Here is a 23429-nt window from a genome sequence, read left to right as displayed (position 1 = left end):
AAAAGACATGCGCCCGTGACGGGCACAGAAAGAATCAAAGAGGGAGAGACCAACGTGCACCGCACGACATCGCGCGGCCAATGATGAGCAATCGGACTTCTTGAAGACTTCGGCCTCAGACACTACGCGGTAGTGAGCGATACGTCAAGCTCTTTCGGTGAGACCGGCGGGCGAGACGCGTGCTTGCGCGTTGCCCGACAGGCGTCGGCCGCGTGGTGACGCGGGGTACGCGCCTCGCTTTTCGGTGGCAGCGGCGTGCGGGCCCGGGCCGAACGCGCGACGCAACCGCGGCGACTCGCGATCCCGCGCGCGCTGCGCTCGCATCGGCCGCGCGACCACATCGCATCGATTACACTCGTGCCACCCGATGCGCGCCGAATCCGAGCGGCACGCACCGGGCGTCGAGCTTCCCGGGTCTCATAACCACAACAGGAGCCACCATGCGCCGCCCGCTTCGTTCGGTCTTGCCCTGCATCGTCGCCGCCGCGACGTTCGCCGCCACGCCCGTTTCATCGCCCGCCTGCACGCGGGTCGTGTATCTGGGTGCGGACGACGACGTCATCACGGCCCGCTCGATGGACTGGAAACAGGACATCGCCACGAACCTCTACATCCTGCCGCGCGGCATCGAGCGCAGCGGCGAGGCCGGGCCGAACTCGCTGAAATGGGTGGCCCGATACGGCAGCGTCGTCGCGACGGGCTACGACGTGTCGACCACCGACGGGATGAACGAGAAGGGGCTCGCGGCCGAGTTGCTCTGGCTCGTCGAATCGAAATACCCGGCGTTCGACCGGAATTCCAAACCGGGCCTGACCATTGCGGCATGGGCGCAGTACGTGCTCGACAACTTCGCGACCGTTGCCGAAGCGGTCAGCGCGCTCGAGAAGGAGCCGTTCACGATCGTCACCGACAACGTCCCCGGCGAACAGCGGCTCGCCACCCTGCACCTGTCGATGTCGGACGCCACCGGCAACAGCGCGATCGTCGAATACATCGACGGCCGGCAGGTCATCCATCACGGCCGGCAGTATCAGGTCATGACGAACTCGCCGACGTTCGATGCGCAGCTCGCGCTGAACGCCTACTGGAAGCAGATCGGCGGCACGGTCTGGTTACCGGGGACCAATCGCGCGGCCGACCGGTTTGCGCGCGCGTCGTTTTACATCGACGCGATACCCAAGAGCGAAGATCCGGGCATCGCACTCGCGAGCGTGTTCAGCGTGATCCGCAACGTGTCGGTCCCGTACGGCATCACGACACCGGACGAGCCGAACATCTCGTCGACGCGGTGGCGCACCGTTGCCGACCACAAGCGCATGCTCTATTTCTTCGAATCGGCGCTGACGCCGAACACCTTCTGGATCGATCTCAAGAAAGTCGACTTCGCCGCCGGTGCGCCGGTCAAGCGCCTCGACCTCGGCAAAGAGCAGCGCAATACGTTCAGTGGGGAGGTTTCCGCCGCGTTCCGTCCGGCCAGGCCGTTTCCGTTTCTCGGGCTCGGCGCCGCGCAGGCGCGCTGACACCGCGTCGCACGCGGCTCGACACACGCGGCATGGTCCGCGGCTACCCGCGATGGACTCGCTCACAATACGCGCGAACGGTAACGGCCCGCGTCGGCTCCGTGCTGAGCGCAGCGCTTCGGTTGTGAAGAATCCGCTTTCCGCGCGCGTGCGCCCGCTTCCTCGAAGCGCGCCGACCCGCTGCGTGCAGCGCCATGCGCCACCCGCAGCGGGCCTCCCCGGCACGACATCCCGCAAGCAAGCTTGCTGTTTGACGGAGCGAACCTGTAGCCCGTTCATGTCGCCGATACGACGCAACCTGCGTCCGACACGAACCGCCGCGATCCTGCGGCTCGATCCGATACCCCGATATTTCGATGTCGTTTTGCGCCGCTCCCGCGATTCGTCGTTGCCATCTGTCGCGGTGTCGAGCGGCACGGGCATCATCGCAAGGCACGTGCCAGACGGCGCAGACCGTTGCGGCGCAAGCATCGCCGTTGAACGTAGGCTGTCGTTCGGCAGCGCAGCCGATGGAAATGTTGCAGGAACGCATCCGTTTCCGGCCATTCACGGGCGGCGGCGCGGTGCAGCGGCCGTGGCTCGTACTGCAACGCGCGAAGACAAGCTCGCGCGGCAGCATTCGTCGGGGAAAAGCGTTTCATCGATGTGACAACGGGCGATGGCTCGGGGCGAAGCGGAAACGAATCGCGCGGACGATGCGCACGCAACCAGTCTGCGGGAAACGAATCGGCATGCACGGGTACGCATCCGGTGCCAGGCCCGCCCGTCGGAGCGACGCAGATCCGGCATTGTCGAAGTGAGGCTGCGGGTCGGGCTTGCACGTCCGACGTCCCCTCGCGCCCGTGCACGTCGTGCGCTCTACGCCGGCCGGCCCGCAACTGCGCGGCAGCCGGTGACGATCAGATCGTCCACCACCGCGCATGCCGCGAACCGCACGGCGCGATCGACCAGCATCCACCCAGCGCTCATGTGCACCGCATGATCGCCGCGGCTTTCCGGCGCCGTCCGGAATCGGTACCATCGTGGTCTCGTCAACCGGCGCACGCGCCGACGCGCGCCCGCCGCGGCCGCGCCAACCTGCGCGTCGCCGGCCATCGCTCGCCCAATTCCTTCATGTCCCGCGAACCCTCACACGCCGCGCTGCTGTGGATCGTCGCCGCCGCGTTCTTCATGCAGTCGCTCGACACGACGATCGTCAACACCGCCCTGCCGTCGATCGCGCACAGCCTGCACGGATCGCCGCTCGCGATGCAGCCGGTCGTGGTCGCGTACACGCTGACGATGGCGATGCTCACGCCCGCGTCGGGCTGGCTCGCCGACCGGTTCGGCACGCGCCGCGTGTTCTCGGTCGCGATCCTGATGTTCTCGCTCGCATCGGTCGCCTGCGCCGCGTCGCACTCGCTCGGCCAGCTCGTGCTCGCACGCGCCGTGCAAGGCGTCGGCGGCTCGATGCTGCTGCCGATCGGGCGGCTCGCCGTGTTGCGGCGCGTGCCGGGCGAGCGGTACGTCGCGGCGATCGCGTTCGTGTCGACCGCCGCGCAGCTCGGGCCGATCGTCGGGCCGACGCTCGGCGGCTGGCTCACGCAGGCGATCTCATGGCACTGGGTGTTCATCGTCAACGTACCGGTCGGCATGCTCGGTTTCGTCATGGTGCAGCGCTTTCTGCCGCACGATCGGACGGCCCGACCGCCGCGCTTCGACTTCGCCGGCTGTGCGCTGCTGTCGGCCGCGATGATCGCGCTGTCGCTCGCGATCGATCCGCCGATGGCCGCACACCGCGCCGCGTGGGCTGCCGGCCTTGCCGCGCTCGGCGCGGCGAGCGCGCTCGCCTATCTGCCGCACGCGCGCCGCCGCGTGCAGCCGCTGTTCCGGCTCGGCCTGTTTCGCGAGCCGAATTTCGGCGCAGGGCTGCTCGGCAACCTGCTGTGCCGGATCGGCACGAGCGCGGTGCCGTTCATGCTGCCGCTGCTGATGCAGGTGCAGCTCGGCTACACGCCGCTGCAGTCAGGCACGATGATGTTGCCGGCCGCGATCGCCGGCGTGATCGCGAAGCGCTGGATCGCGCCGCTCGCGAAACGGTTCGGCTATTCGGCGTTCCTCGTCGTGAACACGGCAATCGTCGGCACGGCGATCGCCGGATTCGCGCTGGTGTGCGCGCGGCCGGCGCCGGCGCTGGAGATCGCGCTGCTGATCGTGTTCGGCGCGGCCAACTCGATGCAGTTCGCCGCGATGAACGCGGTGACGCTCAAGGGGCTGTCGCACGCCGACGCGAGCAGCGGCAACAGCCTGTTCACGATGATGCAGATGCTCGCGATGGCGCTCGGCGTGTCGATCGGCGGCGGGCTGGTGAACCTGTTCGCGCGGCAATCGGGCGCGATGGCGAGCGGTTTCATGCTGTCGTTCGTCTGCATGGGCACGGTTACGCTGCTGTCGTCGGTCGTGTTCCGCCGCATCGACGCCGGCGCGTCGCCGATGCCCACCGCATCGCGGCCGTCCGCGTGAGCGGCGGCGCGGCTGCGTCGTGCCGGCAGCTGTCAGCAGCGCAGCGGGCTTCGGCGTCGCAAGACGTCGGTTCGCACGACGATCTGACCGTCTATCGCGCGTTCCGGCTCGCCCCCGAGCCAAAGCGAGCGTAGCCGTTCATCGCACGCCAGAACGTAATGAAATGGAAGGCTCTATGAAAGGCGGTGCAGCACCGTCCATCTGCGGAAGTGACCGAATCGACCGACGCGACCGCACCGCCGTCCAACGCTGCACGCAGGAAAACTGATCGCGACACCGCCGTTGAACCTCCGGCGACCGGCACGCGCGACGCTGCCATCCGAAGCATCCCGTCCACGTGTCGAAAGTCGTCTGTCACACCGCGGCAAAACTGCGCTTCGACAATGCGTGGCACCGGATTCCCGCTCGTTTCCGGCCGCTCCTCCGGGCGTGCATGCGCACGGCCGGACGGTTCCGCCTTGCGCGTGTCATCCAACGAAAATCCGATCATGTCGAACCAGGACACCTTCACCGCCGAGTCGAACGAATCGAACGCGTCGAACGAGCCGGCCGCTTCCGTGTCGCGTCGCGGCTTCCTGAAACTGGCCGGCGTCTCCAGCCTCGCCACCGCGGCGAGCGGCCTCGGCGCTGCACGCGCGGCCGCCGCGACGCCGGACGGCACCCCCGAGCAGGTGCATCTGACGTGGGGCAACGACCCGAGCTCCGAAGTCGCGATCTCGTGGGCGTCGCTCGCGCCGGCCGTCAACCCGCGCGCACGCATCGTCGCCGACGGCGAACCGGCACGCACCGTGCACGGCGTGCAACGCATCTACACCGACGGCCTGAACGGCGAAACGGTGTTCACCTACCACGCGCGCGTGCATGGGCTCAAGCCGAACACGCGCTATCGCTACGAGCTCACCGCCGACAACGACAGCAACGCCGCGCAGCCGTTCGCCGCGACGTTCGCAACCGCTCCGCGCGGGCGCGCGCCGTTCCGCTTCACGAGCTACGGCGACCTCGCGACGCCGAACGGCGCGTGGGTGCTGTCGTCGCCGCAGAGCCGCTTCGCGGTGCAGGCCGTCGAGCAATTCCAGCCGCTGTTCCACCTGCTGAACGGCGACCTCTGCTACGCGAACCTGAACCCCGCGCACCAGCCCGAGGTATGGCGCGACTTCGGCAACAACAACCAGTCGTCGGCCGCGAACCGGCCGTGGATGCCGTGCCCCGGCAATCACGAGATCGAGTTCAACAACGGCCCGCAAGGGCTCGACTCGTATCTCGCGCGCTACCAGCTGCCCGAGAACGGCACGCGCTTTCCGGGCCGCTGGTACAGCTTCCGCGTGAGCTCGGTCCTGTTCATCTCGCTCGACGCCGACGACGTCGTCTACCAGGACGCCGCCGCGTTCGTCGCCGGCCCCGCGCCGCTGGTGCCGGCCGCGAGCACCGGGCACGCGCCGATCGAGCCGGGCACGTCGTTCTACGTGCGCGGCTACAGCAACGGCGAGCAGACGCGCTGGCTCGAGCACACGCTGCGCCACGCGGCGCACGACGACGACATCGACTGGATCGTCGTGCAGATGCATCAGGACGCACTGAGTTCGTCGAAGACGGGCAACGGCTCCGACAAGGGCATCCGCGAAGCGTGGCTGCCGCTGTTCGACCGCTACGGCGTCGATCTGGTGCTGTGCGGCCACGATCACGACTACGAGCGCAGCTACCCGGTGCGCGGCTGCAATCACCGCGCGGGGGTCGACGCCTCGACCGGCGAAGTGGTCGAAACGCTGCAGCCGCGCCCGGTCGGCCCGACCGAACCGGACCGCACCACGTTCGACACGAGCGCCGGCACGATCCATCTGATCCTCGGCGGCGGCGGCACCAGCGCGCCGCTCGACGTGTACGGAGAAAACCCGGCGACCGGCTACGCGCAGGCGAAGGTCTTCACGAAACCGAACCGGCCGGTGCCCGGCACGGCGCCGAACACGTTCGTGCGCAAGCCCGCCGACGCGCTCGAGGATGCGATCTGGTCGGCGCGACGCGATACGGGCACCGGTTACGGGATCGCGGTGTTCGACCACGATCCGGGCAAGCCCGGCGGCCACACGACGATCACGATGCGCTACTACCATGCGCCCGGTGCGGACCAGCACCCGAGCCCGCAGTACGAGCTGTTCGAGACGATCGAGTTGCGCAAGCAGCGCCGCGAGCATTGATCCGGTGGCCGCACGCCGCGCAGCGCGGCGCTGCGGCCTCGCGCCGACGCTGCGGACGGTCGCGCGGTGCGCGCGATGACTCATTGGCACGGCGTGACGATCCGCGCGATGCCGATCGTCACGCACCGTGCCGCGCGCTAGTTGCGCGATTCGACCGCGATACGCACGGCGAGGCCGGCCAGCACGGTGCCCATCAGCCAGCGTTGCGTGCGCGCCCACAGCGGCCGGCCGGCGAGGAAGCCGGCGATCGAGCCGGCCATGCAGGCAATCAGCGCGTTGATGCTGACGCTCACCGCGATCTGCACGCAGCCCAGCGCCAGCGATTGCGCGAGCACACTGCCGTATGCGGGCGAAATGAACTGCGGCAGCAGCGATAGGTACATCGCCGCGATCTTGGGGTTCGCCAGGTTCGTGACGAAGCCCATTGCGAAGAGTCGCGCGCCGCTGTCGTGCGGCAGTTGCCGGACCTCGAACGCGGAGCGACCGCCGGGCCGCAGCGCCTGCCACGCGAGATACAGCAGGTATGCGGCGCCGCAGAAACGCAGCGCGTCATACGCGTACGGCACCGTCAGCAACAGCGCGGTGATGCCGAATGCCGCGCAGAACATGTAGAACACGAAGCCCAGCGCGACGCCGCCGAGCGACACGAGCCCGGCGCGCCGGCCCTGGCAGATCGAGCGCGAGATGAGGTACAGCATGTTCGGGCCGGGCGTGAGCGCCATGCCGAGCGATACGAGTCCAAAAGCAATCAGGGTGGGCAGCGTCGGCACGGCGGGCTCCTTGCGCGATATCGGGTGACGGGTGAACGTCGAACAATGTAGTGCATGTCGGCCTGCGTCGGCATGAATAAACTGCAAGCCTCTGATGAGCAGTCTGCATCGCGCGGGCCGGCGCCCTACTTCGCCTTCTTCGCCCGCGTACGGACGGTCTTCCCGGTCCTGGCACGCTGCGCGTCGACCAGCCCCACGAATTCGTCGACGACCGCGTTGCCGGCCGCCTTCCACGCCAAGCGCACGGACCGGTGCAGCCGCGGCGACAGCTCGAGCACGCGACCGCCGAAGCGCGAGTACATGAGCGTGATGCGCGGGACGATCGAGACGCCCATCCCGGCTTCCGCCATCGACAGGATCGTACGCATCTCGACCACGTTGAACGCCGCGCGCAGCGACGCGCCGTTGCGCGCGAAGTAATCCGCGATCACCGGCCCGCAGCCGGCTTTCGAGAAGATGAAGGGCAGCGCGGCGAGCCGCTTCGGCGACACGCTGTGGCGGCCTTCGAACAGGTCGGGCGCCGTCACCGCGACGAACTCCTCGTCGAGCAGCGGCAGCGTGTTCGGGAACGTCTTCGCGCCGGCGACCACGCCGATGTCGGCCGTCCCATCGTCGATCCAGCCTTCGACCTCCGCATCGGTGCCTTCGAGCAGCACCGCGGTCACGCCCGCGTGCGCGGCTTTCAACGCCTCCAGCGCCGGCACGACGAAGGCAAGCGACACGCTCGGCAGCGACGCGACCACCAGCCGGCCTTCGAGCTTGCCGCGCGACAGCGCGAACTGCTGACGCAGCGTATGCGCGTCGCGGACGACGTTCTGCACGTACGGCCACAGGCGTTCGCCGGAAGCGGTCAGCACGACCGGCTGGCGGTCGCGCAACAACAGCTTGACGCCGGTGAGGTCCTCGAGCTCGGTCAGCGCGTGGCTGATCGCGGACTGACTGCGGCTGAGCCGCTCGGCCGCTGCCGTCAGCGAACCGAGTTCGACGACGGTAGCCAGCGCCTGCAACTGCGCAAGCGTCATCTGGTTTCCTTGTTTCGATGCGTGAACCGTCTGCATGATACGGTCGATTTACATGAACCGGACCGAAGCGGCGCTGCAGCATGTGCGCGATGCCGGCGCGGCTCGGGTAACATGCGGCGTCGCATCGGGCCGCGCGCTGCAACAGCACGGCCCGGCTCGATCCGACAACCCGACAACACGACAACCGCGTGCACGCGCGCACGCGTCGGCAATCGACATGAATCTGACTGAAGGTGTGCTGGTATCCGCCCTGCACGGGCTCTCGCTGCCCGATCTGGCCGGCATCGCGGTTGCGCTGCTGCTGGGCGGCATGGTCAAGGGCATCACGGGCATCGGCGTGCCGCTGGTGGCGATGCCGATCCTCAGCCAGTTCCTGCCGATTCGCGATGCGGTGCTGCTGCTGTCGATGCCGATCATTCTGGGCAACATCCCGCAGGCGCTGGAAGGCGGCCAACTGCTGGCCACCGCGCGCAAGATCGCCGCGCCGATCGTCGGCACGGTACTCGGCAACATCGTCGGCGTCGTCATCCTGCTGGCGATGAACGCGCGTCACGCGCAGGCCGCATCGGGCCTGCTGCTGATCGTCGCCGCCGCGCTGATGCTGAGCGCGCCGAAGCTGACGCTGCCGCCCGCATGGCAACGGCCGGTCGGCTTCGTGCTGGGTTTCGGCGCCGCGCTGATGGAGAGCATCGCGTCGGTGCCCGGCCCGCTGCTCGCCACGTACCTCATTTCGGCGGGCGCGACCGGCCGCGCGTTCACGAAGCAGATCGCGATCATCCTCGTCGTGTCGATCGTCACGCTGATCACGACGTTCAGCGGCGCCGCGCATGCGAGCGGCGCGGACCTCGCGATCTCGGCCGCGGCCAGCGTTCCCGCGATCGCCGGCATGTGGCTCGTCCGGCCGCTGCGCGACAGGATGTCGCCGCGCGTGTTTCGCACGGTCGTCCTGCTGTTCGTGCTGGCCGCCGCCGCGCAGATGATCTGGAAATCGGCCGTGCTGCGGCCTGCCGCTGCGCCGGTGGCTCATGCCGATCGCGCGCGCGTCGACGGAAAATGACGGCCGCCGCGCGCCGCGCGGTTCATTGGATCGCCGCACGCGCGGTATCCGGATTGCCGCACCGCCGCCGCTGCCGCCATCCGGCCTCGATCCGCAACACGCGTTAGACTGTCCGGCATGGAACCATGCCGTTACTGCCACCGAATCCGCGATGAATGGGATTGCCACGGCGACGAGTGTCGCCGCGCGATCGCGAAGGCACTGCGCCGGCAGCGCGCGGGCTTGCCGATGGTGCCCGATCGCATCCGCAACGAACTGCCGTCGGACGCGCCGACCCAGCAGGTGATCGCGGTCCTGTCGCGCCAGCGTCTGCGCGCGCGCCGCGGCAACGAGGAACGCCGCGAGCGCAAGGAAATCGACGACGCGGACGGCGTCTGAAACGGGCCGCTGGCCTCCGCCGCCTACCGTCGGCGCGCGGTGGACGCATGCGGGGACGAATCCCGTTTCGCCTTCGTTTCCGCCCGCGATTGTTGCCCTCACCAAAAGAATCTTTCGTCGAAACCCGCGTTTACCCTGAATCTTCCGACGCCTACGATGTAATCAATCGCTCACGACACGGTGTCGCCGGCGAACTCAATAGAACATCGGAGGTCATCATGAAGTCGCTCGTTTCCGCAGTCGTTGCCGCTGTCGCCCTGTCCGCTTCGGTCGGCGCATACGCGCAAAGCACCGTCACCCGTGCGCAGTTGCGCAACGAACTGGTTCAACTCGAACACGCAGGCTACACGCCGAGCCAGTCGAGCCCGCACTATCCTGCCGACATCCAGGCCGCGCAAGCCCGCGTACATGCGGTCGACGACAGCGGCTACGGCGCACAGCCGGCTGCGGTAGTCGAAGGCGGCGCACCGGCAGCCGTCAAGGTGCGCCCGGCACACGACTCGGTCTATTTCGGCCACTAAGCGTGCCGCCGCGCGCCTCGCGCGGCCGACGCAGCTCCGGCGAGCCCGTCGCGAGACGGGCTCGCGTCGTTTCTTGGCCCGGCATCCACTGCCCGGCCACCATGCTCAGCAGCCGTCCTCGGCCGCCGCGCGCTGCGCGCCGTCGGCCACGACACCGCTGCCCAGCAAGGTCTGATACCGCACGCATGCGCTCTGCGCCGACGCCTTCGCCGCGTACATCGCCGCGTCGGCCTTCACCAGCAGTTCCTCGGCCGATGTGCCGTCGGCCGGATACTCGCTGACGCCGATGCTCGCGCCCACCGCCAGCTGCCGGTCGCCGAACTCCATCTCCTGCGCCATCACGATCTGGATACGCGACGCGATCTCGTCGATGACCGTCGGCGAGCGCACGTCGGCGATCAGCACGATGAATTCGTCGCCGCCGAGCCGCGCCGCCATGTCGCCGGTGCGCAGCACCTGAGTCAGCCGCGTCGCGACGGCGACGAGCGCGCGGTCGCCGGCCGCGTGCCCGTGCTGGTCGTTGATCTGCTTGAAGCGGTCGAGATCGACGAACATCACCGCGAGCCCGTCGCGCGTCGCGGCCGCGTGCCCGATCGCCTCCTCGAGGCGCTCCATGAACAGCAGGCGGTTCGGCAGTCCGGTCAACGGATCGTGACCGGCCAGATGCGCGAGCTCCTGCTGCTTCGCGCGCAACATCGCAACCTGCGTGCGGATCTCGACGCGCATGCTGTCGAAGCAGCGCGCGAGCACGCCGATCTCGTCGGCGCGCGCGACGGGCAGCCGCTCGGTGGCCCGCTCGTCGAACACGTGGGTCGCCGCGCGCGCGAGCATCTGCAGCGGCCGCGTGATCGCGCGCGCGAACAGGATCGCGAGAATCACCGCGGCGACGCTCATCAGCAGCACCATCCGGACGATCCGCTCACCGAGAATCCCGGCCGGCGTCAGCACGTCGGCGAGCGGGCGCGAGGCGCCCAGCACGACGAAGCGGTTGCCTTCGGCGTTGCCGAACGGCGTGCGCACGAACGCCGCCATCTCGCCCGGCAGCGTGTCGGGCTCGGCGAGCCCGTCGAGCGTCACGTTCGTGCGCACCCCGCCGAACAGCAGCCGCGTGGCTGGAAAGCTGTCCTGCATCAGCACGCGCCGGCCGCGATCGAAGCCGAAGGTCTGCGACGGATCGGGATGCACGATGAAGTCGCCCCACTCGTTCGCCATGTACACCGCATAGTCCTGCGGCAGGTCGCGCTCCAGCCGTTCGAACATGCGCGACAGCTCGACGTCGATCACCAGCGCGCCGACGATCCGGCCGTGCAAGTCGACCACCGGCGTGCCCACCCGCAGCATCGGCAACCCTTCGGCTTCGTGCGAACCGTTCTCGTGATCGATGCCGATCGGCGACAGGTAGATGTGGCCGGGCGCCGTCGCGAGCGTGTCGAAGACGTATGAAAACTGGCCCTTCTCCTGAAACATCGTCTCCGGCAACACGACCACGCCGTGCGCGTCGCGGTCGACGCGAAGCCGCTCGAGCCCGAAATCCGCGCGCGCGATCAGCCGGATCTGCAGATATTCGGGATGGTTGCGCATGAAACTGACGTACACCTGCTCGAGCCGCGTGCGCGGCGCGCGGTCGGGGTCCGTGCCGAGCGCGACGCGCGCGGACGAAGGCAGCTGCGCGAGCACGAGCGCATCGTCGGCGACGTCGGACAGCGCGGTCGTGAAGCGCTTCCCGAGCAGGTGCGTCGACATCAGCAGGCTGTGCTGCGCCTCGAGCACGAGCATCGTCCGGTTCGCGCGATAGGCGTAGTAGCCGGTCGTGCCGGCCGCGATCACGCCGATGCACGCGAACAGCACCGACAGCTTCGACGTGAGCCCGAGCCTGATCATTTGTCGAACCGCTCCGGACGATCGCCCGACACGATGCGGCTCCACAATGCCTCGCGCCGCGCGATGTCCTCCACCGGCTGCAGCCACACCAGATGCTGGTGCCCGGCGTCGAGACCGGGCGTCGGCTGCAGCGTGTTGGCGAGCCCCTGGCGCTCGGTCAGCAGCGTGCCGACCGCCGGCTCCAGCATGTAGTTGATCCAGGCGAACGCGAGCGCGCGATGCTGCACGCCGCGCGTGACGCCCCAGCAATCGAGCCAGGCGAGCGCGCCTTCGTCCGGAATCACGTAGCCGACGTCCGCGCCCGCGCGACGCAGCTGCTCGACCTGCTGCGTCCCGTAGTTGCCGAACATCAGCGCCGCACGATGCGCGACGAACAGCGCGGTCGCTTCTTCGGGCAGCGTGTAGTAGGTCAGCAGGTTGCGCCGCAGGTCGACCAGCTTGCGTGCGACGGCAAGCGTTTGCGCGGGCGTCAGGCGAAACGGCTCGGGATAGCCGAGGGCAAGCGCGGCGAACGAAAAATTGTGCTGCGCGCTGTTGAAATCGAGCACCTTGCCGCGGTAACGCGCGTCCCACAGCGCCAGCATCGAGTGCGGCGCGACCGGCACCTGCTTGCGGTCGTAGATCAGGCCCATCGACGAATAGGTGAACGGAATCGCATAAGCGAAGCCGTTGCTGACGAGCCCGCCGATCGTGTCGAGCTGCTGGAAATTCGGCAGTTGGCGCCGGCGGTTCGGGATCTGCGAAAGCTCGATCGGCGCGAGCAGGCCGTCGCGCACGTAACGCTGGATCTCGGCGGTGTTCGCCGCCAGCACGTCGTACGGCGGCGGCGACGCGCTGTGCATGCGGCTCCACAGCGCCTCGTCCGAATCGACGAAGGTCACTTCGACGCGCGCATGGAATTGCGTCTCGAAGGCATTGACGACATCGTTGTCGGCATAGCCCGGCCACGCGAGCACACGCAGCACGTTGTCGCCGGCCGCTTCGGCCGAGGCCGCGGATGCGCGAGCGCCCGGCACGCACAGCAGCGCCGTGACGAACAGCCGGCACACGACCCGGCTCGCGTGCAGACGCACGTGCTGACCCACGCCGATTCCCCTGATCAATCGGTCCCCGCCCGCGTTCCCCGAATGCATCCGACTGTCCTTTTTAGAGTCGATGCCTATCGTGCCACAAGACCATAAAAACAATGCGTGTGCAATCGGAACAAGCCGTACGCAAGCGGTGTGCAGTCGGGCTTCGCGGGAACGACGGACGCGGCTGCTCGCGCGCGCTTTCCTTTTCCGGCCGCGCATCGGACAATGGCGCGCCGATGCCGCGCCGCGTCGGCGCACCTGCACGGCGACACCCTGCCCGCGCCCGTACCGATGAAACGCTACGAAACCCTCGCCCATACGATCGCCGACGAAATCCGCGACGGCAACCTCGCGGCCGGCACGCGCCTGCCGTCGCTGCGCCAGATCATCGCGCAGCACGGCGTGAGCCAGTCGACGGTGTTCCGCGCGTATTACCTGCTCGAGCAGTGGGGCTTGATTCGCGCGCGTGAACGTTCCGGTTATTACGTCGCGCCCGGTGCGGCCGCCGCAGCGCAGCCGCCCGCGCAAGACGGCGCGCAGCGCGCGGGCGCCACGCGCAAGGTCGATATCAGCGATCTGGTGTTCTCGGTGCTCGACGCCGCGACGCAGCCCGGCATCGTGCCGCTCGGCTCCGCGTTTCCGGCGCCGCAACTGTTCCCGCTGCCGCGCCTCGCGAAGTCGCTGGCGCAGGCCACGCGGCTCGTGAGTCCGTGGAGCACGGTCGTCGATCTGCCGCCCGGCAACGAGGCGCTGCGCCGGCAAATCGCGCGGCGCTATCTCGCGACCGGCATCGCGCAGCCCGTCGACGAGATCGTCGTCACGAACGGCGCGCTCGAGGCGCTGAACCTGTGCCTGATGGCCGTCACGCGGCCCGGCGACGTGGTGGCCGTCGAATCGCCCGGCTTCTATGCGGCGCTGCAGGCGATCGAGCGGCTCGACCTGCGCGCGGCCGAGATTCCGGTCGATCCGCGCACGGGCCTCGATCTCGACGCGCTCGCGAACGCGCTCGCCCAGCACGACATCCGCGCGTGCTGGTTCATGACCAATTTCCAGAACCCGACCGGCGTCACGCTGTCAGCAGACAAAAAGCGCGCGCTGGTCGACATGCTCGCCGCGCGCGACGTGCCGCTGATCGAAGACGACGTGTACGGCGAGCTGCATTTCGGCCCCGACTATCCGCTGCCCGCGCGTGCGTTCGACCGGCACGGCCTCGTGATGCATTGCAGCTCGTTCTCGAAGACGCTCGCGCCCGGCTACCGGATCGGCTGGGCCGCGGCCGGCCGCTTCGCGCAACGGGTGCAGCGGCTCAAGCTGATGACCACGCTGTCGGCCAGCATTCCGGCGCAGGCCGGCATCGCGAACTATCTGGAGCACGGCGGCTACGATCGTCATCTGCGCAAGCTGCGCGGCGCGCTGCACGCGCAGCTCGCGCGCATGGACGATGCACTGCGGCGCTGGCTGCCGGCCGGCGTCGAATGGACGCGGCCCGACGGCGGCTATTTTCTGTGGCTGTCGTTTCCCGACGCGATCGACGCGATGGAGCTGCATCGGCAGGCGATCGCGCGCGGCATCAGCTTCGCGCCGGGGCCGCTGTTCTCGGCCGCGCACGGCTTCGAGCGCTGCGTGCGCGTGAATTTCGGCCATCCGTGGAGCAGCGACATCGAGCGCGCGATTCGCGTGCTCGGCGAGCTCGTCGCCGAACCGTCGGTGCGCAAGGCCGGCTGAGCGTCACGCGCACGCCGTGCGGGCGGCGCATGTAGGCGGTGCGGTGCAATCCCTTCGCTCCCTCGACGCGTGAGCACGGCGGCCCCCCGCCCACCAATGAAAACGGGCGGCCCTCAGGCCGCCCGTTCCGCGCATCCTGCGTGCCGCGCCCGCCGCGACGCGGGCGCCGCCGCTCAGCGCGCCGGCACCGGCTTGCCGAACCCGCCGAGGATCTTCTTCTCGAGCGCGATGTAGTCGTGGCCGAAGTGATGATCGCCGCCGGTCTTGATCACGTCGGCGCCGGTATTGACGAGCGCCGGGCACATCGTGTCCTTCTCTTCGGCGCCGTAGAAGCACTGCACGAGCTGCGGCGGCACCTTCGCGATTTCCGGCGCGACCTTCAGCGCCTTGTCGCTCGCCGGCATCCCGAGCCAGCCCGTCACGCGGATCTGGAAATCCGCGGCCGGCGCGAAGCCGAGCAACGCCATCACCGCGACCTTCTCGCGCAGCTCGGCCGGCAGCCGGTTGTAGGCGAACGGCATCACGTCCGCGCCGAACGAGTAGCCGACCAGCGCGACGCGGCTCGCATGCCAGCGCGCCGTGTAGGTGCGCATCACGCGCGCGAGGTCGCGGCTCACCTGCGCGGGCGGCTTCTCGCTCCAGAAATAGCGCAGGCTGTCGATGCCGACCACCGACACGCCGTCGCGCTGCAGCGCCTCGGCGATCGTCTTGTCGAGATCGCGCCAGCCGCCGTCGCCCGAGATCACGATCGCGAGGCGATCGCTGCCGCCCTTGGCCGGCAGCTCGACGAGCGGCAGGTCCGAGACGTCGAGTTCGTCGCTGCTGCTGGTGTCGTGCAGATGGGCCGTGACGAGCGACACGAGCTTCGCGGTGTCGCCGGCGGCGGCCGTTTCGACGAAGCCCGGCATCGCGCGCCGCACGATCGTCGGATCGGGCGGGCACGGCTTGAAGCGCGCATCGAGCTTCGCGGCCGGCTCGACCGACACGACGCCGGCGATGGTGTTCTCCGGCGCCATCGACAGAATCTGCCGGGCGATCGCGCCGCCCTGCCCGACGCCCGCGACGATCGGCGTGTAATAGCGTGCCGATTGCGCGAGGCGCTCGAGCTGGTGGCTGACCGCCTCGGCGTCGCCGTCGAGGTGGTGACAGGTCTCCTGCTTCGCGGCGAGATTGGCCGCGTAGCGCTCCGAATCCACGCCGACCGTCATCGCGCCCGCTTGCGCGAGCGCATCGGCCGCCTGCTGGTCGGCCGCGCCCCAGCCGCGCTCGCGCGAGAACAGCACGACGAAGCCGCGCAGCGGGCCGCTCGGCTTCGTGACGGTCACCGGGCCGTAGCGGCCGCCGGAGACGGTTTCCGGCTTCGCCGCGACAGGTTGTGCGGCGCTCGCGGCGCCGGCCAGCATCATTGCCGCGCAGACGATTGCCGTCTGCGCGATACCCTTCTTCAACATCATGAACGCCGACCTCCAGCCAGCAGGGACAGATCCGCGAGCGTGACGAACACGCCGACCGAGCCCGAGGCCGCCAGATAGCGCGGCTCCCAGTGCGGCTCGAACTTGCTCTTGAACGCACGCAAGCCACGGAAGTTGTAGAAGCGGCCGCCGAAGCGCCACACCATCAGTCCGAACCGGTGCCACGGCGACGGCATCTTCGCCGCCCCCATGCCCGAGAACGGCGCGATGCCGAGGCTCAGCTTGAGGAAACCCGCTTCCTTCAGATGCAGCGCGAGCTGCGTAAACAGATACTCCATCGCATACGGCGACGCCTCCGGCAGATGGCGCATCACGCCGACGGTCGCCTCGGTGTTGAGGTCGGTCGTCATGAACGTGACGAATGCGATCGGCTTGTCGGCCTGGCGCACCAGCATCACCGACTGCGTCGCCAGATAGCCGTCGTGGAACGCGGCCACCGAGAAGCTCTTCTCGCGTGCGTCGCGGCTGTCGAGCCAGCCGTCGGAGATGTCGCGCAGCGCCGGCAGCGCGGCCGGCACGTCGTGCGGCGCGATCACCTCGACCGACAGCGCGTCCTTCTCGCCGCGGCGCAGCGCATAGCGCAGGTGCGAGCGGTTCGAGCCCTTCAGGTCGAACCGCTCGAGCGCGATGTGCGCTTCCTCGCCGAGCTTCATCAGCGTGAGGCCCGCGTCGAGATACAACGGCAGCGCGTTGGCGCGCACCTGGTAGAACGCGGCGCGGCCGCTGTGCGCGTGTGCGAGCGCGATGAACTTGCTGATCAGCGCCGGCCATTCCTCACGCGGCCCGACCGGGTCGTGCAGCGCGGCCCAGGTGCGGCCGTTCTTCGCATACATCAGGAACGCGCGGCGCGATTCGGAGAACAGGAACGACTTGTCGCCCATCAGCGCGAGGCCCGCGTCGCTGCATTCCTGCGCGCGGATGATCTGCTCGGCGTCGAGCAGGTCCTGCGCGGCCGGCTTCACGAAGCGGCCGGGCGCCGGGCGCAGCAGTTGCCACAACGCGAACATCGCGACGAACACGCCGGCCGCGAGCGTCGCCCGCAACGCGCGCGGCGCGCGCGCGTCGAACGAGAAATGCGACCACAGGTCGCGCGTGTACGGCACGTCGCGGAACGCGAAGCACAGCACCCACACGGCGAGGATCAGCACCATCGTCACCGACACGAACCAGCTCACCGTGAAGCGTTCGGCCAGCAGCGACGAATGCCGGTTGAAGCGGCGGCGGCTCACCAGCAGCAGCACGAGCAGCGTGCCGAGCACGCCGGCTTCGACGAAGGCGAGCCCCTTCGCGAGCGACAGCGCGAGGCTCGCGAGCGTCAGCGCGAAGGTCATCCACCATGCGCCGTCGAGCCGGCGCAGCAGCCCGCGCGCGACGAACAGCAACGCGACGCCCAGCACGCTGCAGATCACCTGCGAACCCTCGAGCACCCACAGCGGCACGATGTTGCGCAGGATCGCGATCCGATGCCAGAACGCCGGGGTCGCGCTCGAGATCACCAGCATCCCGCCGACCGCGAACGTCACGAGGCTCAGGAACAGCGGCGCGAGCTGCGACACGCGCGCGGCCTGCCGCGACACGAGCCGGTGGCGCAGCGCACGGCCTTCGAAACCGGCCAGCAGGCCGGCCGACAGCACGAGCGGCACGCCGAAGTAGATCGCGCGGTACGCGATCAGCGCGGCGACCATCGCATGGGCGGGCACTTCGCGGCCCAGCGTGAAGACCATCGCGGCCTCGAACACGCCGATCCCGCCCGGCGTGTGGCCGATCATGCCGAGCAGCAGCGCGGCCGCGTACACGGTGATGAAGGTCGGGAAGCCGACCGGCGCGGCCGGCAGCAGCACCCACAGCGTCAGGCCCGCGGCCACGACGTCGAGCACCGCATACACGACCTGGGCGACGAGGTCGCGCCGCGCCGGCACGTCGAACGACAGCCATTTGAAGCGCGTGACGACCGGTCGCGCGGTGCGGCCGCACATCGCCGTCATCGCAGCCAGCGCCGCGAGCAGCGCCGCGCCGCTCCACGTCAGCACGGCCGGCGCGACGTGCAGCATCGCGGCGAGCGTCTGCGGCACGCAGACCATCCCGAGTGCCGTCATCAGCACCAGCGCGAGCGCGAGCGTGCCGCTGGTGAAGACCGTCATGCGACCGATCTGCGCGGGCGTGACGCCCGACACGCCGTACACGCGCGCGCGCACCGCGCCGCCCGTCAGCGCGCCGAAGCCGGTCGCATTGCCGAGCGCGGAGCCGGCGATCGCGCCGGTCCACAGCGCCGCACGCGGCACCGCGGCGCCGACGTAGCGCAGGCCGACCGCGTCCCGCGCGACGAGCGCGAGATAGCTGAATGCCGTCGCGGCCAGCGACGCGCCCCATTCGCGGGCGGACATTTGACGCAGTTGACGGATCACCGACCGATAGTCGACGGATTGCGACAGGTGCTGGAAGACCACGATCAGCAGCAGGCCGATGCCGAGCGCGAGCAGCGGGGACAGCACGCGCTCGTTGCGCAACAGCGCCGAGACACGGGCGATCGCCGCCGCGGCACGGCCGGGCGGCCCAGGGTGGCGGGAAGACATAGGTTGTTCAGTGGTGGTGCATAGCAAGTCGCGGCGCGGGACGGCCGGGCGGCGACGAATCTGGCTGGTTGTTCTGCATGGGCGGTCCGCCTGAGACGATGGCAGGCGACGCCTGGGTCAGAAATTACGAGTATACGGAATTTACATTACAGAATGTTTCGATTTGGCGTCGGGCGGGTTGGACACGCCGCGCGCATCAAAAATCCGTAAAAAGAATGCGCGCTGCGAATCATACCGGGAAGCGGCGGGGGTTTTCATCAGGAGAATACCGGGAGGGGTGTGCGGCGGGAGATTCTTGCCGGCGGCTGGGTCCGCGAGCGGCGTCGGTGCGGCGACGCGGCCGGCGGAAAACGGGGCGCGAAGCGCTCGGCACGACGCAGCGCGTATCCCGCGCCAAGCCGGCGCACCCTTGAGCGCAGGCGGCCGACGCCGACGGTGACGTCGATGCGGCTCGCACGACCGACGGCACTCGACGCGACCGCCGCGCGTGCGATGGAGAAGCGCGAACGCCGCCCCACCCGCTCAATACACGTCCCGCACGTACCGCCGCGCCTTCGCGAGCCGCGCGACGTAGTCGTTCGCGGCTTCGTCCGACATTCCGCCGTGTTCGGCCACCACTGCCTTCAGCGCGGTATCGACGTCCTTGGCCATCCGCGCGGCGTCGCCGCACACGTAGAAATGCGCGCCGTCCTCGAGCCAGCTGTACAGCTCCGCGCCGTGTTCGCGCATCCGGTCCTGCACGTAGATCTTGTCGGCCTGGTCGCGCGAGAACGCCAGATCGAGCCGCGTGAGGAAGCCGCTGTCGCGCATCGCGCTCAGCTCGTCGCCGTAATAGAAGTCGGTCTGCGCGTGCTGCTCGCCGAAGAACAGCCAGTTGCGCCCGCGCGCGCCGCGCGCCTGCCGCTCGTGCAGGAAGCCGCGGAACGGCGCGACGCCGGTGCCGGGGCCGACCATCACGACCGGCACGTCGCCGTTGACCGGCGGCCGGAAATGCGCGGACTTCTGCACGAACACGGGCACGCGGCCGTCGTCCGCGCGATCGGCGAGGAACGTCGACGCGACGCCTTTGCGCGCGCGCCGGCCGTTGTGATAGCGCACGGCCGACACCGTCAGATGGATCTCGCCGCGATGCGCGCTCGGGCTCGACGCGATCGAATACAGCCGCGGCTGCAGGCGCTTGAGCATGCCGACCAGTTCCATGCCCGACAGCTCGACCGGAAACTCGTGCAGCACGTCGGCCAGCTGTTGCCCCCACAACCACTGCTTGAGGTCCGCCTTGCGATCGTCGCCGAGCAACGCCTTGAGCGCGCCGTTCGCGCTGCGCGACGCGATGAACGCGAGCGTGTCCGGATGCGGGCGCGTGATGTCGAAGTGGCGCGCCAGCGCATCGGCGAGGCGCACGTCGCCGACGCCCGCCACCGACACCGGCGTGTCGGCCTTCAACGCGGTGACGGCCAGCAGCTCGTCCACCAGTTCCGGGCAGTTGGTCGGCCACACGCCGAGCGCGTCGCCGGCCTCGTATTCGAGGTTCGCGCCTTCGGTCGACAGCGACACGTAGCGCGTGTCCTTCGCCGCACCCGGCCGGTTCAGCCGCAGGTTCGCGACGAGCTTCGACGGCGCCGGATGCGCCTTGCTCGGCAGCAGCCCCGACGCGCTCGCGCCGGCGCTCGGCACCGCGTGCAGCGCCGCGTCGGCCTCCTTGATCCGCGCCACCACGCGCTCGAGCCACTGGTCCGCGTCGCGCTGGAACTCGACGTCGCAATCGACGCGCGCACACAGCCGAGTCGCGCCGAGTTCTACGAGCCGCGCGTCGAGCCGGCGGCCGTGGCCGCAAAACTGGTCGTAGTTGCGATCGCCGAACGCGAGGACCGCGAACTGCATGCCTTCGACGCGCGGGGCGCCGGCCGCCTGCAGTGCGTCCCAGAACTCGCTGCCGTTGTCGGGCGCGTCGCCGTCGCCGAACGTGCTGGTCATCAGCAGCACATACTGCGCGCTCGCCAGCGACGCGACCGGGTAATCGGACATGCACGCGGTGCGGATCTCGAAGCCGGCGTTCATCAGTTGCGTCGCGTAATCCTCGGTCAACGATTCGATGTTGCCGGTCTGCGACGCCCACAGCAGCGTCACCTTCGGCCGCGTGCGCACGATCCGCACGCCGCCCGGCGCGGCCGCGTCGGCCGGTAGCGCGGGCGCCGCGCGTTCCGTCGCGGGTGCGGGCGCCGAGCGGCTGAACAGCCCCGCGAGCATCCCGTCGAGCCAGTAGCGCACCGGCGGCGTGAGCGGCGCGCCGGCCGGCAGCACCGGCACGCCGCCGTCGCGGCGGCCCGCGCTCGCCCGCAGCCCGCCGACGAGGCCGGCCACGTACAGGCGCTCCGCGTCGGAGAGCGGCGGCGGCGCGAGATCGGCCACGCCGAGCGCCGCCGCGAAAGTGTCGAGGTCTGCCATGTCGGATTCCTGTGAAGCCGCGAGCGATACCGGCGCAGCCTGAGCATCGGCTGCGGCGGCTGCGTGGGCGGCATCGGATGCGGCCGCATCGAGGCGCGCCGTGTCGTCGTCGGCGGGCGCGAACGCGTTGGTGTCCGCGCGCGTCAATGCGACCGCGCAGTATTTCAGTTCGGGTTGCTGCGATTCCGCGTCGATCGCGTCGTTCGTCACCGCGTTGATGCACAGCTCGTCGCCGTACACGTCGTTCCAGTGCATCGGCGCGAAGCAGTTGCCGCGCAGCACGCGTTCGGTCACGACGGCCGGCAGCACCGCGCGGCCGCGCGCCGAGCGGATCTCGACGCTGTCCTTCGCGGCGATGCCGAGCGCGCGCGCATCGTCCGGATGAAGTTCGACGAACGGACGCGGGTTCAGCTTGTTCAGCATCGCGACCTTGCCCGTCTTCGTCATCGTGTGCCACTGATGCTGCAGGCGGCCGGTGTTCAGCACGATTGGGAAGGTGTCGTCGGGCAGCTCGGCCGGCGCGACGTGCGGCCGCGCGAAGAAGCGCGCGCGGCCCGACGGCGTCGGGAACGCGATGCGCGGCGCGGCGCCGCCGTCGGCCGCGGGCCGCGGCGTCTGGCTCACGCCGTCGTTCAGATAGCGGATCGGATGCCGCTCGCGCGCGGCGCCCGGTGCGACGGGCCATTGCACCGGCCCGTCGCGCAGCGCCGCATGGCTCGCGCCGCGCAGGTCGTAGCCGGTCGCCGGGTTCGAGAACCGCACGATCTCGTCGAACACGTCGGCCGCCGACGCATAGTCGAACGCAGCGCCGAAGCCCATCGCGCGCGCCACTTCCGCGACGATGCGCCAGTCCGGCAGCGCGTCGCCCGGCGGCGCCACCGCCGCGCGCATCAGCGTCAGGTTGCGCTCGGAGTTGACCATCACGCCGTCGCCCTCGGCCCACAGCGCGCCGGGCAGCAGGATGTCCGCATAACGGTTGGTTTCGGTGTCGAGGAACGCGTCCTGCGCGATCACCAGCTCCGCCGCCTGCAGCCCCGCGATCACGTTCTGCCGGTTCGGCACCGTCGCGACCGGGTTCGTGCAGATGATCCAGCACGCCTTGATGTCGCCGGCCGCCATCCGCTCGAACAGGTCGACCGTGCCGCTGCCGGTCTCCTGGCGCAGCGTGCCGGCCGGCACGCGCCACAGGTTTTCGACGAAACGGCGGTCGTCGTCGGACGCCACCGAACGCTGGCCCGGCAGGCCGGCGCCCATGTAGCCCATCTCGCGGCCGCCCATCGCGTTCGGCTGGCCGGTCAGCGAGAACGGCCCGCTGCCGGGCCGGCAGATCTTGCCGGTCGCGAGATGCAGGTTGCAGATCGCATTGGTGTTCCACACGCCGTGCGTGCTCTGGTTGAGCCCCATCGTCCAGCAGCTCGTCCATTCCGGCGCATCGCCGATCCACTGCGCGGCCGTGCGCAGGTCGTCCGGCGCGAGGCCGGTGATCTCGGCGACGCGCTCCGGCGTGTAGTCGGCGAGGAACGCGGGCATCGCGTCCCAGCCCTCGGTATGCGCGTCGATGAACGCGGCGTCGGTGCGGCCGTTCGCGTGCAGCAGATGCAGCAGCCCGTTGAGCAGCGCGAGATCGGTGCCGGGCCGGATCTGCAGGAACAGGTCGGCCTTGTCGGCCGTGCCGGTGCGGCGCGGATCGACGACGATCAGCTTCGCGCCGGCCTTCACGCGATCCATCATCCGCAGGAACAGGATCGGATGGCAGTCGGCCATGTTCGCGCCGATCACGAAGAACAGGTTCGCGCGATCGAAATCCTGGTACGAACCGGGCGGACCGTCCGCGCCCAGCGACTGCTTGTAGCCGGTGCTCGCGCTCGCCATGCACAGCCGCGAGTTCGACTCGATGTTGTTGGTGCCGACGAAGCCCTTCGCGAGCTTGTTCACGAGGTACTGCGCCTCGATCGACATCTGCCCCGACACATAGAACGACAGCGCGTCCGGCCCGTGCGCGTCGAGCACCGCGCGCAGCCGGCGCGCCGTCTCGGCGATCGCGTCGCGGGCCGGCAACGGGACGAGGTCGTCCTCGCGGGCGCGCCGCACGAACGCGCGATCGAGCCGCCCGGAGCGGCGCAGCGCGACGTGCGCGGACGAGCCCTTCGTGCACAGCCGCCCGAAGTTGGTCGGATGCTCGGAGTCGCCGGACACCTTGACGACTTCGTCATCCTCGACGTGCAGCACCATGCCGCAGCCGACGCCGCAGTACGGGCACACGCTCTTGACGGGGGTGGCGCTCATGCGTGCTCCGTG

Annotated in this window: 15 protein-coding genes; 8 read left to right on the top strand and 7 right to left on the bottom strand. The window is 69.4% G+C overall.

From position 1 onward, the window contains the following. The first annotated feature begins 440 nt into the window (after nt 1–440). The 4 genes from MYA_RS20150 (at nt 441) to MYA_RS20135 (ending at nt 6214) form a co-directional block, all read left to right on the top strand. Nucleotides 441–1520, top strand: a complete 1080-nt coding sequence (locus MYA_RS20150) for a linear amide C-N hydrolase (protein WP_041494127.1) — start codon at nt 441–443, stop codon at nt 1518–1520. Between the two features lie 277 nt (nt 1521–1797). Beyond that, nucleotides 1798–2169, top strand: a complete 372-nt coding sequence (locus MYA_RS31355) for a hypothetical protein (RefSeq protein WP_131929060.1) — start codon at nt 1798–1800, stop codon at nt 2167–2169. A 464-nt stretch (nt 2170–2633) separates the two neighbouring features. Then, the gene (locus MYA_RS20140) at nt 2634–4022 is read left to right on the top strand and encodes a DHA2 family efflux MFS transporter permease subunit (protein WP_041494126.1); all 1389 of its coding nucleotides are present in this window, start codon (nt 2634–2636) and stop codon (nt 4020–4022) included. Between the two features lie 488 nt (nt 4023–4510). Beyond that, the gene (locus MYA_RS20135; protein WP_014724824.1) at nt 4511–6214 is read left to right on the top strand and encodes a purple acid phosphatase family protein; all 1704 of its coding nucleotides are present in this window, start codon (nt 4511–4513) and stop codon (nt 6212–6214) included. A 137-nt stretch (nt 6215–6351) separates the two neighbouring features. On the opposite strand, the gene MYA_RS20130 is transcribed toward MYA_RS20135, so the two are convergent. Both MYA_RS20130 and MYA_RS20125 read right to left on the bottom strand, forming a co-directional pair. After that, nucleotides 6352–6984, bottom strand: a complete 633-nt coding sequence (locus tag MYA_RS20130) for a LysE family translocator (RefSeq protein WP_014724823.1) — start codon at nt 6982–6984, stop codon at nt 6352–6354. Nucleotides 6985–7109: 125 nt separating this feature from the next. Then, a complete protein-coding gene (locus tag MYA_RS20125; RefSeq protein WP_041494125.1) occupies nt 7110–8006 on the bottom strand; it encodes a LysR family transcriptional regulator in 897 nt (298 codons plus the stop codon). A 217-nt stretch (nt 8007–8223) separates the two neighbouring features. On the opposite strand from MYA_RS20125, the gene MYA_RS20120 reads away from it, so the two are divergent. The 3 genes from MYA_RS20120 (at nt 8224) to MYA_RS20110 (ending at nt 9962) form a co-directional block, all read left to right on the top strand. Next, on the top strand, nt 8224–9063 hold the full coding sequence (locus MYA_RS20120; RefSeq protein WP_041494124.1) for a sulfite exporter TauE/SafE family protein: 840 nt from the start codon (nt 8224–8226) through the stop codon (nt 9061–9063). Nucleotides 9064–9180: 117 nt separating this feature from the next. Further along, nucleotides 9181–9441 carry a hypothetical protein gene (locus tag MYA_RS20115; protein WP_011882312.1) on the top strand — a complete coding sequence of 87 codons (261 nt, stop codon included), beginning with the start codon at nt 9181–9183 and terminating at the stop codon, nt 9439–9441. 218 nt (nt 9442–9659) lie between these two features. After that, nucleotides 9660–9962: a DUF4148 domain-containing protein gene (locus MYA_RS20110; protein WP_011882313.1), complete on the top strand. Its 303-nt coding sequence runs from the start codon at nt 9660–9662 to the stop codon at nt 9960–9962. 105 nt (nt 9963–10067) lie between these two features. Here the strand turns inward: MYA_RS20110 and MYA_RS20105 are convergent, their stop codons facing one another. Together MYA_RS20105 and MYA_RS20100 are read right to left on the bottom strand one after the other, a co-directional pair. Next, nucleotides 10068–11843: a diguanylate cyclase domain-containing protein gene (locus MYA_RS20105; RefSeq protein WP_014724820.1), complete on the bottom strand. Its 1776-nt coding sequence runs from the start codon at nt 11841–11843 to the stop codon at nt 10068–10070. Further along, complete coding sequence (locus MYA_RS20100) at nt 11840–12976, bottom strand: extracellular solute-binding protein (protein WP_011882315.1); 1137 nt, start codon at nt 12974–12976, stop codon at nt 11840–11842. Before MYA_RS20100 ends, MYA_RS20105 begins: the two co-directional genes overlap by 4 nt. Before the next feature lie 231 nt (nt 12977–13207). Between MYA_RS20100 and MYA_RS20095 the strand changes: the two genes are divergently transcribed. Continuing rightward, complete coding sequence (locus MYA_RS20095) at nt 13208–14641, top strand: aminotransferase-like domain-containing protein (protein WP_041494283.1); 1434 nt, start codon at nt 13208–13210, stop codon at nt 14639–14641. 173 nt (nt 14642–14814) lie between these two features. Here the strand turns inward: MYA_RS20095 and MYA_RS20090 are convergent, their stop codons facing one another. The 3 genes from MYA_RS20090 to MYA_RS20080 all read right to left on the bottom strand — a co-directional run bounded on the left by MYA_RS20090 (nt 14815) and on the right by MYA_RS20080 (nt 23417). Next, nucleotides 14815–16095 carry a virulence factor family protein gene (locus MYA_RS20090; protein WP_014724816.1) on the bottom strand — a complete coding sequence of 427 codons (1281 nt, stop codon included), beginning with the start codon at nt 16093–16095 and terminating at the stop codon, nt 14815–14817. Continuing rightward, nucleotides 16092–18686, bottom strand: coding sequence for a bifunctional lysylphosphatidylglycerol flippase/synthetase MprF (mprF, locus tag MYA_RS20085; protein ID WP_041494123.1), 2595 nt, complete (start codon nt 18684–18686; stop codon nt 16092–16094). Before mprF ends, MYA_RS20090 begins: the two co-directional genes overlap by 4 nt. A 522-nt stretch (nt 18687–19208) precedes the next feature. Continuing rightward, entirely contained in the window at nt 19209–23417 is a 4209-nt protein-coding gene (locus MYA_RS20080; RefSeq protein WP_014724813.1) for a bifunctional nitrate reductase/sulfite reductase flavoprotein subunit alpha, read from the bottom strand. Nucleotides 23418–23429: the final 12 nt, after the last annotated feature.

The organism is Burkholderia sp. KJ006, assembly GCF_000262695.1.
GTDB lineage: Bacteria > Pseudomonadota > Gammaproteobacteria > Burkholderiales > Burkholderiaceae > Burkholderia > Burkholderia vietnamiensis.
Note: the sequence above shows the minus strand (reverse complement) of the source record. Positions and strands in the feature narration are given on the sequence as shown.